13 protein-coding genes are annotated in these 16159 nt (G+C 69.1%); 3 read left to right on the top strand and 10 right to left on the bottom strand.

Translation table 11 applies throughout. The features are described from left to right. Nucleotides 1–20: 20 nt before the first annotated feature. The gene (locus tag QZ607_RS15790; RefSeq protein WP_295884493.1) at nucleotides 21–641 is read left to right on the top strand and encodes a thioredoxin family protein; all 621 of its coding nucleotides are present in this window, start codon (nucleotides 21–23) and stop codon (nucleotides 639–641) included. Nucleotides 642–834: 193 nt separating this feature from the next. Here the strand turns inward: QZ607_RS15790 and QZ607_RS15785 are convergent, their stop codons facing one another. The 6 genes from QZ607_RS15785 to QZ607_RS15760 form a co-directional block, all read right to left on the bottom strand. Continuing rightward, nucleotides 835–3714 (bottom strand): DUF349 domain-containing protein, encoded by a 2880-nt coding sequence (locus tag QZ607_RS15785; RefSeq protein WP_295884490.1) that lies wholly within the window; start codon nucleotides 3712–3714, stop codon nucleotides 835–837. 174 nt (nucleotides 3715–3888) lie between these two features. Further along, complete coding sequence (locus QZ607_RS15780; RefSeq protein ID WP_295884489.1) at nucleotides 3889–4815, bottom strand: hypothetical protein; 927 nt, start codon at nucleotides 4813–4815, stop codon at nucleotides 3889–3891. 72 nt (nucleotides 4816–4887) lie between these two features. Then, the gene (locus tag QZ607_RS15775) at nucleotides 4888–5526 is read right to left on the bottom strand and encodes an MBL fold metallo-hydrolase (RefSeq protein WP_295884487.1); all 639 of its coding nucleotides are present in this window, start codon (nucleotides 5524–5526) and stop codon (nucleotides 4888–4890) included. A 131-nt stretch (nucleotides 5527–5657) separates the two neighbouring features. Continuing rightward, nucleotides 5658–5942 carry a type II toxin-antitoxin system RelE/ParE family toxin gene (locus QZ607_RS15770; protein WP_295884485.1) on the bottom strand — a complete coding sequence of 95 codons (285 nt, stop codon included), beginning with the start codon at nucleotides 5940–5942 and terminating at the stop codon, nucleotides 5658–5660. Beyond that, nucleotides 5939–6247: a type II toxin-antitoxin system Phd/YefM family antitoxin gene (locus QZ607_RS15765; protein WP_295884483.1), complete on the bottom strand. Its 309-nt coding sequence runs from the start codon at nucleotides 6245–6247 to the stop codon at nucleotides 5939–5941. The genes QZ607_RS15770 and QZ607_RS15765 overlap by 4 nt, the downstream gene beginning before the upstream one ends. Before the next feature lie 248 nt (nucleotides 6248–6495). Then, complete coding sequence (locus tag QZ607_RS15760) at nucleotides 6496–7005, bottom strand: RDD family protein (protein WP_295884482.1); 510 nt, start codon at nucleotides 7003–7005, stop codon at nucleotides 6496–6498. A gap of 287 nt (nucleotides 7006–7292) precedes the next feature. Here QZ607_RS15760 and QZ607_RS15755 point away from each other — a divergent pair, with 287 nt between their 5' ends. Then, on the top strand, nucleotides 7293–9881 hold the full coding sequence (locus tag QZ607_RS15755; RefSeq protein ID WP_295884480.1) for an ATP-binding protein: 2589 nt from the start codon (nucleotides 7293–7295) through the stop codon (nucleotides 9879–9881). After that, on the top strand, nucleotides 9878–10495 hold the full coding sequence (fixJ, locus tag QZ607_RS15750) for a response regulator FixJ (RefSeq protein WP_295884473.1): 618 nt from the start codon (nucleotides 9878–9880) through the stop codon (nucleotides 10493–10495). Before QZ607_RS15755 ends, fixJ begins: the two co-directional genes overlap by 4 nt. 5 nt (nucleotides 10496–10500) lie before the next feature. Here fixJ and QZ607_RS15745 read toward each other — a convergent pair whose 3' ends face one another. From QZ607_RS15745 to QZ607_RS15730, 4 genes are all read right to left on the bottom strand, one after another. Next, nucleotides 10501–10743, bottom strand: a complete 243-nt coding sequence (locus QZ607_RS15745) for a type II toxin-antitoxin system Phd/YefM family antitoxin (protein WP_295884471.1) — start codon at nucleotides 10741–10743, stop codon at nucleotides 10501–10503. Nucleotides 10744–10784: 41 nt separating this feature from the next. Then, nucleotides 10785–13391 carry a DEAD/DEAH box helicase family protein gene (locus tag QZ607_RS15740; protein ID WP_295884469.1) on the bottom strand — a complete coding sequence of 869 codons (2607 nt, stop codon included), beginning with the start codon at nucleotides 13389–13391 and terminating at the stop codon, nucleotides 10785–10787. A 3-nt stretch (nucleotides 13392–13394) separates the two neighbouring features. Further along, a complete protein-coding gene (locus tag QZ607_RS15735) occupies nucleotides 13395–15509 on the bottom strand; it encodes a DNA methyltransferase (RefSeq protein WP_295884468.1) in 2115 nt (704 codons plus the stop codon). Between the two features lie 129 nt (nucleotides 15510–15638). Then, complete coding sequence (locus tag QZ607_RS15730) at nucleotides 15639–15887, bottom strand: hypothetical protein (protein WP_295884467.1); 249 nt, start codon at nucleotides 15885–15887, stop codon at nucleotides 15639–15641. Nucleotides 15888–16159 lie beyond the last annotated feature (272 nt).

Here is a 16159-nt window from a genome sequence, read left to right as displayed (position 1 = left end):
GCCATCGAGGAGACCCGACCATGCGCGCACACGCCATCACCACCGCCGCCGCCCTCTGTGCCGGCCTCGTCGCCGCGCTTGTCGCCGGCACCGCCGCCGCCGCGCCCGAGGTGGGCAAGCCGGCGCCGGCCTTCACCGGCACCGACACCACGGGCAAAACCTGGAATCTGGCCGACCTGCGCGGCACGCCCGTGATCCTGGAGTGGACCAACCACGACTGCCCCTACGTGGTGAAGCACTACGAGTCCGGCAACATGCAGGCACTCCAGAAAGAGGCCACCGAGGCCGGCTACACCTGGCTCTCCGTGATCTCCTCCGCCCCCGGCAAGCAGGGCCACGTCAGCGCCGGGCAGGCGGATGCCCTCACCGAGTCCCGCGGCGCCGCACCCACGGCCGTACTGCTGGACCCCGAAGGCAACATCGGCAAGGCCTACGGCGCCCGCACCACGCCGCACATGTACGTCATCGACGCCGACGGCACCCTGGTCTACATGGGCGGCATCGACGACAAGCCGACCACGGACATCGCCGACGTCGAAGGCGCCGAGAACTACGTGCGCCTCGCCATGGCCGCCCTCGCCGCCGGCGAATCCGTGGCCAAGGCCGTGACCCGGCCCTATGGCTGCTCGGTGAAGTACTGAGGCGGGGGCGCGTTGACCGCCGCCGTCCACAGTACACAACCGCCGGGGGCTCTGTCGGTGTCGCCCGGGAGTTACGGGGGCGGCGGACTGAAGTCCGCCGTCCCTAGGGTGCCGACTGAAGTCGGCGTACCCGTGGTGCCGACTGAAGCCGACGCATCCGGCGTGGGCTCGCGACTCCGCGCTGGTGCAGGGATCAGGCGGTTGCGGGTGCCGTCTCTGTGGGCCGCAGTGCGCGACTGACGCGCGCCAGGCGTGCGTCGAGGTCCGCCGCGGGGGCGGCCGGGGTCGCCGCGCACCAGTGGCGCAGCAGCGTCTCCGCATCGTCGTCGTCACGGGCGCCGCCGTCACCCATGCGCGCCGCCAGGCGCTGTACCTGGAGCTGCATGCGCTCGGCCTCCAGCTCCGGCGGCGAGTCCACACCGGCGGCGATCTCCAGGCGCAGGCACAGGCCCCGCCGCGCCGCTGCGGCTTCTTTCATTTGCTCGCGCAGCCGTGAGCGGGCCTCGCTGTCGCCGTCGGCGGCGGCCAGGATGCGCTCGGCGGCCGCGGCCAGGGGCACGGCGGCCTGGGCGTCGGCGGCCGTGCCGAGCGCCTCCCAGTCCCGGCGCAGGGCGGCGGCATCCGGCGCTGTGCCGGTGTCGTCGGCCAGCGCGCGGGCGGCGTTGTCGCACCAGGCGGCGCGACGCATCAGGTCGTCGAGCTGTGCCCAGCGTGCGGCGGCCACCAGGGCCGTGAGGCGTGCCTGGGCGTCGTCCTGCGCCTGCTGCCAGCGCCGGCGCAGGGCCTGGAGCTTAGCCTTGGGCACCGGCAGGGCGTCGGTGTCGCGCCACTGCTGTTGTTGCTCGCGCAGGGTGCTGCGCAGGGCGGCGGCGTCCGTCGCGTCCGCTGTGGCGGCAGCGAGGGCGTCGCAGATGGCCTCGCGGGTGGCGAGGTTCTGATCCAGCTCCGCGGTGCGGGCCTGGTACTCGGCCTCGCGGCGGGCGAAGACGGCATCGGCCGCGGCGCGAAATTCCTGCCACAGCGCGTTCTCGTCGCGTTTGCGGCCGGTGACCGTGGGCCGCCACTGGCGCTGCAGGGCCTTGGCCTTGTCGATGGCGTCGCGCAGATCCGGCACGTCGGCGAGCCGCTGCATCGCTTCGATGAGTGCCCGGCGCTCGGCGAGGTTGCGCTCGCGCTCGGCGCTCAGGGCGTCTTCCAGGCGGCGCAGGGACTTGCGGAAGCGGCCCTCCAGCGGCCGCTGGCCGCCGCGGCGGCGCCCGCTCGATGCCGCCTCCGGCGCAGGCTCCAGCGCGGCCCAGGCCTGGCGCATCTCGCGGGCGGCGCGCATGGCCTTCTTCCAGTCCATGCGCTCCCAGTCCACCTGCTCCAGGAAGGCCTCCAGCTGCCGGCACAGGGCCTCGCGCTGCTCGCGGTTGGCGGCCTGGATCTTGGTCTGGGCCGCGTAGTAGGGCTTGCAGCGCTCGCGGATGGTCTCGGCGGCGGCGCGGAAGCGCTGCCACAGGGCGTCGTTCGCCGGTGTGCCGTTGCGGTCCAGTGAACGCCAGGCGTCCTGCAGCTCTGCCAGGCGGTGGGCGAGGGGCTCCAACTCGTGCTCGGTGTCGGCGGCGAGCCCCTCGATGTCTTCGCACAGGCTTTGTCGGTGGGTATCTGTGCCCCAGCGCCGCCAGCGCTGCAGCTCTTTGAGCTGCGGGGCGATGTCCTTGAGATGCGCCTCGGCGGCGGCGGTGTCGCCGTCGAGCAGACCGGCGCTGTGGGCGTGGTCCAGGGTGGCGCGGATGCTCTGGTACAGCGGCTCCGCCTGCCTGAGCTGCCCGGCGGCGAAGTGCGCGTCCAGCTCGGCGAGCCGCTCCGGCAGGGCCGCGAGCTTGCGGCGCATCTGCTCGCGATGCTTCTTGAGACGCGCCGTGAGCTTCTCCACCGCCTCGATCGTGGCCGCCGGCACCTCGCCCGCGGCGCGCAGGTCCTTGAGGCGCCGCTCGCAGGTCTGCACGCGGCGGTGCTCCAGCGCGCCGGCCGCCAGTGCCTCCTCGGCGGTGCGGCGCAGCTGCTCGGCGGCGCGCGCCTGTCTGCGCTCGGCGGTGAGGGCCTCGTGCCGGGCGCGGGCGGCGGCCTCGGCGTCCGCGTAGGCGCGCTTGTCACGGGCGGTGGCGTTCTCGGCGAGGGCCTGCCAGTCCCCGGTGAGCGCCTGCATGCGGGTCCCCAGTGCCTGCACGTCGTCGAGCAGGGCGCAGTCGGCGAGCTCGCGGATCAGCTCGGCCCGGCGCCCGGCGGCGGCGGCATCGGCCTCGGCGGCGGCCTGCTCGGCGGCCTGGGCCTCGGCCTGGGCCCGGTAGCGGGCCATGAAGTCCGCGCGCAGGTGCCCGCGGCGCTCGCGGCGCACTGCATCCAGATCATCGCCCAGGGCGGCCTCGATGTCGGCCCACTCGCTGTCCAGATGCTGGAGCAGGGCATGGTCCTGGGTCCAGTTGTCGAAGCGCCCCAGGCGCTCCAGCTTCTCGCAGATGGCATCGGCGTCGGCGCGCAGCCGGCGCGGGCGCTCTTCGGCCTCGGTGATGGCGCGCAGGCGCTCCTTCACCAGCCGATAGACGCCCTTGTCGCGCTTGCTGACGCGCTTTTGCACCGCTTCCAGCGCGGCGCGCTCCTGAATGCGCTCGGCGGCGGCGTGGCGGTTGGCGGCCAGGGCGTCGTCCACGGCGCAGGCGACCAGATGCTCGGGCAGCCGCAGCCGCTCGATGGCGGCGCGGCGCAGCTCGGGCTCCGCAGCGTCCCGTGCCACATGGGCGAGCAGGGTCTCGTCGTCCACCGCGGCCAGCGCCGCGCTGCGCTCGGCGAGGGCCGGCGCCTGCTCGTCGAGCCCGCACAGCAGGTTGCGGAAGCGCGCCAGGGCGAGGTCGCGCACGCCGGCATCGGCGTCCTCCGCGGCGATGCGCCGCAGCACCTCCAGCTGCACCAGAGAGCGGCAGGCGTCGCGGCGGGCGGCGGCGTCCGGCGCACTGCGGGCGGTCTCGATGAGCGCATCCGGGTCCGGCTGGCGTGGGCTGCGCGTCTTGGCGATGAGCTGTTTGAGGAACATCGGGCGGAGCGGTCGGCGTTGCAAACCCGCGATCTTACCCGACGCGGGCCGGGCAAGACGCCTGTGTCCGGCCATCGGCTGACGCCGTGCGTCCGCCCGCGGTCGCTGGGATGCGGAAAAGTGGGGCTGGACGCCGGCGGCGCCGGTGCTCCGCCGCCGGCGGCCTGGTGCTGGTCAGCCTCTGCTCAGGGCGCGCCCCAGGGTCGCATCGTCCAGCGCCAGAGAGAGATCCGTGCTGTCGGCGACCGCCTTCAGCACGCTGCCGAAGGGGGCATCCGACGCCGGCGCCGGGCGGGCATCGAAGCATTGCTCGTAGACCTGCGCCGCGCGGCGGATGAAGTCGAGCGTGGCCTCATCGTCAGCGGCGCTGTCGCGCTGACTCGGGGCCGGGGTCGGGGCAGGGGGAGCCGACGCCGGTGTGGGCCTTGCTTGCGGCTGTGCGGCGGGCGCAGGCGTCGGCGCACAGGCCACCGCGAGGTGCGCCAGCGCCGCCGCCAGGGCCCCGATGGACGCCGCGCCGTAGGTGCGGGCGAGGGGGTCGGTGTCGGTGAGCCTGTCCGTCAGCTGCATGCGGGCGGCGGGGTCCAGCTTGGGTAGAGCGTCCGCGAGGGCGCGGGCTTGCGCGGCGATGTGGGCGAGGGCGTGCGCGTCGGCTGCCCCGGCCGGGGCCGTGACGGTCGCGGCCGGCTCTGTGGCGCTCGCGTCCGTTCCTCCAGGCTGCTCGGCCGGTGCTGCGCCCCCCTGCGCCGCGTCTGCCCCAGCGGCGCACGCCACCGGCTCGGCCTTGGCCGCGGCCAGCAGCGCCAGGTCGTAGGCGATGGCGCCGATGAAGATCTCCCGCGCCATGGCATCGCCGAGCCGGGCCGTCGCCAGGGCCTGGGTGATGGCCTTGCGCTGGGCCTGAGTGTAGGGATAGGGCTCGACGAAGTGCTTTTTGTGCTGATCGCCGCGGGCACCGGCGCTGCCGCCGGTCGGGGCGGCGGCGGGCTTGCGTGGCTGGCTTCGGCTGCCGGTGTCGGCTCCGGTCTCGGCGTCCGGCGGCACCAGCCAGGGGCGGCGGCGCTCGGGGGAGCTGCGTGCGCTCCAGTCGGTCTTGGGCATGGGCTGCTCCAGCGCGGGCTTCTGTGCAAAGTATGGACCCAGCGGCGCTGCTTGGCAGCGCTGGCGGGTTGTTCAGGCGCCGGCGCCGACGAAGGGGTTGCTGCGGCGCTCCTCGCCGAAGGTGCTCATGGGGCCGTGGCCGGGGATGAAGCGCACGTCGTCGCCCAGGGGGAAGAGCCGCTCGCGGATGCTGCGCAGCAGGTCCGCATGGTTGCCGCGGGGGAAGTCGGTGCGGCCGATGCCGCCGGCGAAGAGCACATCACCCACCTGCGCCAGGCGGGCGTCGGCATCGAACAGCACGATGTGTCCGGGGGTGTGGCCGGGGCAGTGCAGCACCCGCAGGCGCCGCTCGCCGAGCTCCACCACCTCGTCGTCGGCGAGCCAGCGGTCGGGGCGGAAGGCCTGGTGCGGCGGGAAGCCGAACATCTGTGCCTGCTGCGGCAGGGCGTCGAGCCAGAAGGCGTCGTCCGGGTGCGGCCCGACGATGGGCAGCCCAAGCCGCGCGGCCAGGTCCGTTGTTGCTCCCACGTGGTCGAGGTGACCGTGGGTGAGCAGGATCATGGCCGGGTCCGCGTCCATCTCCCGCAGGGCGGCGAGGATACGTTCCGGCTCACCGCCGGGGTCGACAATGGCGGTGGCGCCTGTGTCCGGGCAGCGCAGCAATGTGCAGTTCTGCTGAAACGGGGTGACGGGGAGTATCCGATAGTCCATCTGACTGCTCTGATGCTTACCTGAAGACGATGGCGCGGGCTTCGGTCGCGGCGGGCACGAAAGAGGGTGCGTGGGTGCGGGTCCAGCGGCAACCGCGCTCCGCTGGACACGCGCCCGCATGCGAAGCCGATTCACGGCCGCCGCAGCAGCCGATAGGTCTCCTCGTAGATCGTCCGCCGCGGGCCGATGGCGACGACCTCGATGCTGCGCTCACCGGCAAGGCGATAGATGATCCGCGACCGGCCGACGCGGTAGCTGCGCAGGCCCGCCAGCTCGTTCTTCAGTGCTTTGCCGGCGGCCGGACGCTGGATGAGGACTTGCAGCGCCGCCCGGATCTGCTGCTTCAGCGTCGGATGCAGGCCGCGGATGGTTGCCGCGACCCGATCCGGCACCCGGAGCCGGTGGGATTCGGTCACGCGCCGTCGGTTGTGGGCTGGCCGGATGGCGTCTGCCCGTGCGCGTCATCAAACAGCTCTGCGAGCGTGTAGTACCGAGCCTTGCCGCCCTCGAGCTGATCGAGTCCGGCACGAATCTCTCCCATACTCTCGGTGTCGAGCCGAAGGGTCAGGGTCTCCCGCCAGCGCTCAAACTCATCGGGGCTCACGAGGATGGCCGCGGCGACGCCATTGCGTGTGATGACGACCTCCTCGTCATCGGTGGCCAAGTCGTCGATGAGGGCGCTTAGCTTGGCCTTGGCTTCGGTGAGTGGCAGCGTCTTCATGCGCCGATCCGTTTCCGTCTGACCAGAATTCCGACCAGTCTAGCGCGGGCACAGGCGGACAGCAACGTTGGTGGCCGGCAAGCCGCCGGCCGATCATCGTGCATCACGAGAAGCGCAAACACACCTCGATACACGGACACATGCAATGCAGATCCAACACCTGGAAATCGTCAACCAGATGCCGTTCCTGGCGGGCGCTTGCGGGTGGTGGGAAGGCGCTGGCCGTTGCGGGCCGGAATGCCTACGCTTCAGCGTCGCTTGCGGTCGGGCTTGACCGTCAGCACCGGGCGCGTGCGCGACAGGCGGTCGTACCAGCTGAGCCCGTCGCGGTCGAACAGCACCCAGAGCAGGCCCGCACCCAGGGGCAGCAGCGTCAGCGCGGCGAAGGCGAGGCGGCGCAGGGCATCGGCCGCCGTCAGCTCGCCGCCGTCGGCGCGCAGCAGCAGCGTGCGCCAGCTGCGCATGCCGAGGCTCTGCCGGCCGCCGGTCCAGAAATAGACGTAGTAGCCGGCGATCACCGCCAGCAGGTAGCCCTGGAACAGGAAGCGCGCCGGGCCGGCGATGGCCTCGCTGCCGGTGAGCAGGTTGAACAGGGTGTAGAACAGCGCCGCCGCCACCACCAGCACGCCCACCAGCAGCAGCAGGTCGTAGAGCATGGTGGCGAGCCGGCGCAGCAGGCCGGGGGTGCGGGCGCGGGCAAGGTCGGGCCGGAGGTCGGCGGCGGGTGTGCCGGCGGCGGGTGTCTGGATCTCGGACATAAGGGCAGTGTGCGGGAGGCGCTCCGGCTTGTCATTGATTTGCTGCATCGGGCCGCGGCGGGGCCGGAAGGTTCCTGCGCGCTCTGCGCTGCCTGATTCGGCGCCTGCACATCGGCTAGACTGAGCGGGCGCTGACGCCTGGAGCCGTCCCGCTCGGGGACTCAGCCGGGGCGTCCACTGGGCTTCAGCGCTTCCCGACCGTCGTGAAAGCCCCCATGAACAGAAGCCCGACGCTGCCGAGAGTCTCTGTGAAGCCAGCGGTCTACCGAGTGTTGCGGCATCTGCCCATGCCGCTCATTGCGATCCTCATCGGGCTTGTGGCCGGGCTCGCCGTGTGGGGCGTGCTGGACCATGTGCAGAGCCGGGCGGTGGAGCGCATCTTCAACAAGGAGCTCACGGCGCGGCTGGATCTGCGCTCGCGCGAGAGCCTGCTGCGCTTCGATCAGTACATGAACAACTACGCCGCCACGGCGCGGCTCCTGGCCAATCACCGCCGGCTTGCGCAGTACCTGGAGCCGCTGTTCTGGTTTCCGGAAGAGGACGTGGAGCCGGTGGTGTACGAGCAGTTCCGCCCGTTCTGGCTGCCGGACTTCTTCGAGCGCAATGCGCTGCTGGCGCCGAGCCATGTGCTGTTGATGGACACCCGCGGCCAGGTGCGGGAGATCTACCAGGCGGGGCGCAAGGCCCTGGCGCCGGAGCTCCTCGCGGACGCCGCCACCTGGGTGGGCGAGGGCGATGACGTGCGCACGGTGCTCGCCCGTGCCGGCGATGCGCCCTACCTGGTGGTGAGCGACCGGGTGGAAGACGCCGGCGGCTACGGCATGGGCCATCTGGTGGTGGTGGTGCCCATCGACACGGCCTTTCTGGAGGCGTCCGAGGGCAGCGTGTCCGCGGACAGCTCGGCGGTGGCGCTGGTGGACTCCGACGAGCAGCGCATCCTCGCCACCAACGAGCCGCAGGAGCTGATCCCCGGCACCCTGCTGGAGCAGTGGGGGGATGAGTTCGTGGTCACTTCCCAGTCGCTGCCGGAGTACGAAGGCTCCAACTGGAACATGCTCTTCGCGACCTTCATCCCGCATTCCAGCGTGGAGAAGATGACCGAGCGGGTGGTGGAGTTCGAGCGCAACCAGCGGCTCATCGCGGCCCTGGTGTTCATCGCCGTGTTCACCCTGGTGATCTATCTGGTGTCCGCGCGCCTGAACCGGGTGCTGACGCGCATGACGCGGTTCTCGCAGCGGGCGCTCGAGATCGAGCAGCCCAACTTCAAGCGCGGCGGCAACCAGCTGCTGCTGCTGGAGGACTGGATCCAGCACTTCACCAACCTGGTACTCAAGGCGCGGGAGGAGATGAACCGCCGCCACGCCCACGAGATGCGCGAGACCGAGGCGCTCAAGGCGGCCATCATGGAGGCATCCCTGGACGCCATCGTGAGCCTGGACCGCGCCGGGCTCATCATCGACTACAACCCCATGGCCGAGGCCATGCTGGGTCTGACACCGGTGAACGCCCTCAACGGCGACTTCGCGCGGCGCTTCCTGGACCCGGCGGAGCATGCCGCCTTTCTCGGGATGCTCTCGGAGTCCGGTCGCCGCCAGCACGGCCACCGCCGCCCGCACGCCCGCGGCGAGCTTTGGGCCAAGCGGGCGGACGGCTCGCGCTTTCCGGTGGAGATGTCCATCGTCCCCATCGACATCGACGACGAGCGCGTCTACACGCTCTACATCCACGACGCCACCCAGCGCAAGGCGGCGGAGCGGGAGATCAAGAGCCTGGCGCGGTTCGCCAGCGAAAGCCCCAATCCCATCCTGCGCGTCAACGCCGAGGGGCTCATCGTCTATGCCAATGCCGCGAGCCGCCCGCTGACCCTGGCCTGGGGCAGTGGCCCTGGGCAGCTGCTGCCGCTGGCCTGGATCGAGGAAGTGCACGCGGTGCTGGACGACGGTCTCAACCACGAATGCGAGGACGATCAGGGCGAGCAGATCTACTCCCTGCTGTTCGTGCCCATCACGGACCTCGGGTATGTGAACATCTACGCCCGCGACATCACCGCCGTACGTCGGGCGGAGCAGGAATCCCGCCAGCACCAGTCGGAGCTGGTGCACGTGTGCCGGCTCTCCACCATGGGGGAGGTGGCCACGGGTATGGCGCACGAGCTGAACCAGCCCCTGTCGGCCATCGTCAACTACGCCAAAGGGGCGAGCCGGCGGCTGCAGAGCGGGATACTGGAGACGGCGCCGCTGGTGGAGGCCATGCGCCAGATCTCCGCCCAGGCCCAGCGCGCCGGCGAGATCATCCGCCGGCTGCGGGCGCTGGTGGGCAAGCAGGCGCCGGTGCGCAGCGTCGTGGACCTCAACTACATGGTGCGGGAGGTGTGCGGCTTTCTGGAGTTCGAGACCGGTAAGCTCGAGCTGCGCATCGAGCTGGACTTGGCCGAGGGCGAGATCCCGGTCAGTGTGGATCTGGTGCAGATCGAGCAGGTGCTGCTGAATCTGGTCCGCAACGCCCTGGATGCGCTGGAGGACAAGCCTGTGAAAGACCGCCACCTGGCCATCTTCACGTTGGCGCGCGGCACGGAGGCCATCGTCGGCGTCGCCGACAACGGCCCCGGCATTCCCGAGGAGCGCATGGCGCACCTGTTCGATCCGTTCTACACCACGAAGGAGACCGGTATGGGCATGGGGCTGGCCATCAGTCAGACCATCATCGACGACCACGGCGGCGAAATCCGCGCCGAATCCGAGCCCGGGCGGGGCACGGTGTTCCATGTGCACCTGCCGCTGGCGGCGGAGGCGCTCGCTGCGGCTCCTGCGCCGGAGCAGGTCCCTGACGTCGAAGGGGCCGAGGCTGAGCCGACGGTGGCGGAGGCGGGCCGATGAGCCGGGAAGAGACCGTCTTCGTCGTCGACGACGACCAGGCCATGCGCAGCTCCCTGCAATGGCTCATCGAGTCCATGGGCATGCGGGTGGAGACCTACGACTCCGCTCAGGCCTTTCTGGATGCCTACTACCCGGGCCGCGCCGGCTGCCTGCTGCTCGACGTGCGCATGCCCGGCATGAGTGGGCTGGAGCTGCAGGCCTACCTCGCCAAGCGCGAGCACCGCATCCCGGTGATCATCATCACCGGCCACGGTGATGTGTCCATGGCCGTCAAGGCCATGAAGAACGGCGCCGTGGACTTCATCGAGAAGCCCTTCGACGACGAGGCGCTCATCGTCAGCATCCGCAACGCCCTCCAGCACGACGAAAAGCAGCGCGCCCTGCGCGCACAGCGGGCCGACATCGCCGCACGCATGGCGGAGCTCACGCCCCGCGAGCACGAGGTCATGACCATGGTCACCGACGGCAGATCCAACAAAGAGATTGCCACTGCGCTCGGCGTCAGCGCCAAGACCGTCGAGGTCCACCGCGCCCGGGTCATGGACAAGATGCGCGCGGATTCGCTGGCGGAGCTGGTGCGGATGGTGATGATTGCGGGGGCGGAGGTGCAATAGGAAGGCTACCAGTCGACCTTGTCGCTGAGCTCCGCAGCCGTCGCCTGCATGCCCTCGCGCAAGCTGTCGGTCATGCCCGGGATGGCGCTCAGGTAGAGGGTCTCTGCGATGGCGTTCCAGTCCTTCTGCGCCAGGATGACCGCGCTCGCTTGCTCTCCGGTGATCTGTATCGGCTGGTGGTCGGCCGCGGTTTGCGCGATCAGCTCCTCGAGATGGGCCTTGGCGTGTTCTGCGGTTACGGTGTGCATGCGTCACCTGTTGCTGGCCTGGTGGGATCGAAGCCCCTTCGTCACATGCCTGGGGCGGGCGAATAGTCACTTGCATGGGGTCCTTCGTAGAGGCTGTGCGCGTCCGCGGCAACGGCAACGGCCTCCCGCACTCCGGGGACGGTGAGGTCCAGCACCTTCAGCTCGTTCCCCACGGCTGCAATGGCGTCGACGCGTCGGACCTTCGCGGCATGCTTTTCCGCGTAGGCGGCAAGCCCCCGCAGCTTCGCCAGCGCGTCGCTGAGCTGCGTCCCGTGCGGGTCCACGATGTCCACGGCCATGGAGCCGTCCGCCTGCTTCGCGAAGATCAAGAAATCCGGTCGCACCATCCGCGTGCTCTCGCCCGCGACGTAGGCGATGCCCAGGGAATAACTGCCGGCGCGTGACGGGTTGCGGTACCAGGCGACGAAGCCCGGGCGCTGCATCTCGGTCTTCAGCACACGCCGCTCCCAATCGTTCATGTCCGCCGGGAATTGGCCTAACGCATCGCACATCAGGTGATGCGCATAGGTCGGCAATGGCGTCTCGCTGCCATCCGGGTTGCGGACCACCGTCGGCTCCATCCACACCGTCGGCTGCTCCAGTTCGCTGTCCTGCGGCTCCGTGCTCATCTGCTTGACGGTGTCGTAGACCTCGCGGCGCTTGTCCGAGAGGCCCTTGATCGCGACGCGATGCGCGTCCTGCCAGGCGTCGGCGAGCTTCGCGGCCTCGGCCTCGAGATAGGTCTTCACGTCCGGCACCAGGCCAAGTGCTGCGATGTCCGCGTGGGCCGACATGAGTGCGTCTTCCGGCGCCTCTGCGGTTCTGTTCTTTTCGGCCAACCTTTCCGCGTAGCGCTTGCACAGGTCGGCGCCCAGTGCGCGCCGCGCGCCGCGGTAAGCGGCTTCGATCACCGGGTAGTCGGCGTGCTCGAAGAACTTGTCCAGGCTCTTTTGCTTGCCCTTCAGGTCCGCCGTCAGCGTCTGCCCCTCCACCACAAGCACCTTCGCCCGGGCAGCCGCGAGCTTGTCCGCATAGCGCGCCTGGGCCGCGTCCAGCACCTGGAACAGCTCCGCATGGGCCTCCTTTCCGGCATTCGGCAGCAGGCCGTCGGCCGCCAGCTCGTGGGCCAGCAGCGTCAGCCGCCGCACGGGCTTGGCCTCCCGCGGTGGCAGCTTCTGCGACGGCAGCGTGGCGAAGGCCTCCCACACCGCCTCGGGCACGGCCGGGTTCGGCGTCATCTCCCGTTGGCTGATGAGCACGCGCCGGCCCTCCACGGGCGGGCCGCCGTCGCCGCCGTACATCAGTGCATCGGCAACCGCGTTGACCGACTTGGCGTCGAAGAACGGCAGCAGGCACTCGACGGCATTGAGCCGATCATCCCCAGGAATCCGCCGGGCCAGCGGCGTACGCACCATGCGGCCCATGAGCTGGGTGATGTGGGTGCGGTCCTTTGCGTGGCGGAAGGAGATCATCACCTCCGCCCGTGGGCAGTCCCAGCCGGTGCTGATGGCGTCCTTGGCCACGAGCACACGCACATCGGAGGCGTCCTGCACCTGCTCCGGGGAGATGTAGGGCAGGGTATAGGGGCCGAAGGTCCGCGTGCTGTGCTCGCCGAAGACATGGGCGAAATGCCCGGGATTCAGCGCCGGCCAGGTGTCCAGGATCACCTTCAGCGCGCGGCCGATCTCGTCGTGGTCCGGCGCATTAGGCACCTGAAGCACCATCAGCGGCAGCACCGGCGCGGTGTCGCCTTCGCGCTTGGCGTAGGCCGCCCAGGCGTCGCTCGCTGCCTTCAGCTTCTCCGTGGCACGGCGCAGCAGCACCGTGTCGTATTGACCCGCGTCCTTAGGGATGTCCAGGACAATGGTGTCCTTGAGCAGCCCGGACGCCTGGACCTTGGCCGCGTCTACCGTGACATCAGGAAAGGTGGCGCGGCCATGCATGTCCGGGAAAGACGCGGTGAAGCGCTCGATGGTCGCGGAGATACCCCAGACCACCGGAATGGCCGGCACCGACCCCGCGCCGTTGATGAGGCGCCGCACGATGGTGAAGCGGTCCGCCGCGGCGGTCTTGCTCGGTGTGCCCATACCGCGGTGTGCTTCATCCAGCACCAGATACAGGGTCAAGGCCGGGTCTTCGATGGTGTTGCGAATGGTGTCCCAGATGGTGTTCGAGCGCAGGTCCGGGCGCATTTCCAACCCCAGCTCGGCCTGTGCGGCGGTCGCCGGGTCCGGCTCGTGCCCGCGCACCAGGAGGCTGTTCTTGCCGAGCTTCTGGGTGTTCAGGAAATAGATCCTGCCGGGGTTGAATTTCTCCTGACAGAACCTGTTGTCGACGGGCTGCAATCGGCCCTGCAGGCCGTCGGATGCCTCATCGAGCCGAAAGCGCGTCTGCTCATTCAGCGACGGATCATCACTGAACCAGATCACCACCGCGCCTGGATCGGCCTCGAAGTCGAAGGTGTCGCTGCCGAGAAAGAGCGCCTCCAGCGCGGCGGCGGCCATCACCGTCTTGCCGGCGCCGGTGGTGGCCGCCAGCGCGAAGGCGTAGCGGTCGCGGTCGGCATGCCAGTGCTTGCGCGCCTTGACCAGTCTCTCGAGCACGCCGCGCACGGCGTCTTCCTGATAGTCCTTGAGCGTGAACTTCACGGCTCAGTCTCCGTTGGCGAACTGGAAGTTCGTGAGGTAGGACTCATACAGCCGCAGCGGCTCCACCCCCGCCGGCAGGCAGCGGGCCACCGCCTGGAAGCGCCCGGCGTCGTCCGTGACGATGTAGGCGATGCGAAGTCCCGGCGCCGCCGCCACCGCCGCGCAGAAGGGCGCGACGGCATCGAGGTCCGCCAGCAGCGCATAGGTGTCCGCCAGCGCAAAGCCCGCCTCCGGTAGTGCATCGATGCGCCGGCCCTCGCTCCCGGCGCGCAGCCACAAAAGCGGCGCGATGCGCGCAAAGGCCAGGTTGTGGTCCACCGCGACGGAGTTCTCGAAGGTCAGCGTAAAGAATTCCGCGTTCTCGGCAAAGCCCTCGGCCATCGGGAACTGGTCAGTGAACTTGTAGTCGCCCTGAATCGGCTCGCCCTCCGGCGTGCAGCCCGTGATGACCGCCTGCACCCTGGGCTTGGTGATGTGCTCGCAGATGCCCTGTTGCTCCCACTCCGGGTCGCCGGGTCGAAGCCCCTGCGCTCGCAGCGCCTTCTGCTCGTCCGCGCCGACCTCGTTGTTCGTCACTAGGATGCACTGGCGCCGGCCGCCGTCCTGGCGGTTCAGGCGCATCACGGCGTGGGCGGTGGTGCCGGAGCCGGCGAAAAAATCGAGGATCACGGCTCTGTGAGAATTGCCAACAGCGATGCGCAGTGCGTCCTCGACCGCGTAGAGTGACTTTGGAAACGGGAAGGAGCGACCTGGGAGTTGTGCGCGCACCATAGCGCTCCCGTGCCAACCAGCGTGGTGGGAGGGCCGACTCCAAACCGTTTTTGGTATCACGGTTCTAGGTTTTGTGTCCTTCGCTGGTTCCACAAGTACCGCGCCGCAGTCATGCTTCCCAACAACTCTGAATTCGCCGGTGCTGATCTTGCTTATTGCAGACTTCCCCAGATACCATACCGTTCCTCTGCCTTCATCTTCACGAATTGAGCCGATTCTGGCATACCCTTGACTCAAGAGGTCGATCAAATATTTTTGAGATGCGCGCCAATTACCTTCAGAGCCATCACTCTTTAGGGGCCAGATAGCTCTAGCTCCTGCTGGAACCTCCCATGCGTCCCTCGGTACTGCCAGTTCCTTGGATTCACCAACGCCAATGACACGGTTGGTTGCTGAGTCAGTGTAGATTGGATAGAAAAGAGCGGGACGGTCTGCGCGGCGCGAGTTGGTCCCACTGCGCAGCAGGGACTCCCAGCGCACGACGGCAGGATTATGCGAGGTCTTCTCGTTCAGCAGGTCGTCTGGTCCTGCAACTGCTCTCGCCTCTCCAAAAAAGAGGAAAAACGCATACTCATCAACACGGGCCAATTGTTGGTCACGTGATTGTCCTGGTGCATTGATCACGATTGTGACCAGCTGAGCCCGAGCATTCGGGAACATCTGCTCCAATAGCAGCCCCAGCCGGTTCACCTCTTTTTCGTCAATGGTGACAATCAAGATAGATCTCGCGGGATTCAGCAATTCCTTCGCCAGCTTCAACCGCCGCTCCATCATCGCCAGCCACTTGCTGTGCCGATAGGCATCATCGGCCTCGACGTAATCGTTGTTGTACTTCCAGTCCTTGGCGCCGGTGTTGTAGGGCGGGTCGATGTAGATCGCGTCGATCCTGCCGCGATGGGTGTAGGTGAGCGCGCGCAAGGCCAGATAGTTCTCGCCGTTGATGACGGTGTGGCAGGGCTTGTCGCCGCCGCGTTCCACCCGGCCGGTGCTGACGAGGCCGGGATAGATCAGGTCCCGGAACTCTGCGACCACCACCAGATCCGCCACCGGCACCCGGCAGGTCTCGGGGGTGTCGGCGCCGAGCGCCTGGATCTTTGCCGCGCGCTCTTCGCCTGTGCCCTGGACTGCCGTGACCCGCCAGAGGCGCTGATCCCCTTTGTTGCCCGACCCTCTGGACGGCAGCAGCCGCACCTTGTCGCCCCTGCGTACGGGGGTCTGCGGCAGCTCCGCGGCTTCCGGCCGGTGGCGCTCGAAGTTGAGCCCGAAGGCGCGGCGGGCGGAGAGTATCTTGAATTCCCGCTCCAGGTCCGCGCCCAGTTGCGGGTCTTTGGCTTTGGCCTGTGCCAACAGCTCTGTCAGTCGAGACACGGGTGGACTTTCTGCTTCTGATTGTCGGTCATGCGGAGGCAGCCAACGGTCGATGCCGGCTTCTGTCGGCGTTCAGCCAGGGTAGGGCGTCTGTATCGCGCAGGCTCTTCACGGGTCGCCGCTGAGCCAAAATTCGTCGGGCAGGGGATCATCGAAGTCCGGGCTCATGGTCGCCGCCCCGGGGAACTGGCCGAACTTTAGTCGCCGTCGGGCCGCAGTCTGCTCGGCGTCGGCGTGCGCGTCGGGCTGCTCGCAGAATACCAGCACCCTTGCCTTGCCGGGGCTCACATGGTGCGGGAGCTTGAGTTGGATCTCGCGGCTTTCGTCGATGTCGAGTTCGAGCTCGATGGCCTGCATGGGTCTCACGTCTAGTTTCTGCGGGCCGCTTGGCGTGCGCTGCCGTGCACTCTCAGGGTAAGCAGGAGGCGCCGGCGACGCACGCACAGGATATCCTGCGAGTGTACGCGCCCCGGGAGCTCGGCCGCAGCGTCGGAGCCACCCTGTGCGACTCCAGCGGCGCGTGCCGACATGGTAAAAAGAGCGACACAGGCGTGGAAAGGGCTGCAATGCAGGGGGCGATGGCCTGGGCTGGGCTCTTGCGTCGCCTGCCGCCGGCATCGATCCTGCCC

This window comes from uncultured Thiohalocapsa sp., assembly GCF_913063425.1.
Classification (GTDB): domain Bacteria; phylum Pseudomonadota; class Gammaproteobacteria; order Chromatiales; family Chromatiaceae; genus Thiohalocapsa.
Note: the sequence above shows the minus strand (reverse complement) of the source record. Positions and strands in the feature narration are given on the sequence as shown.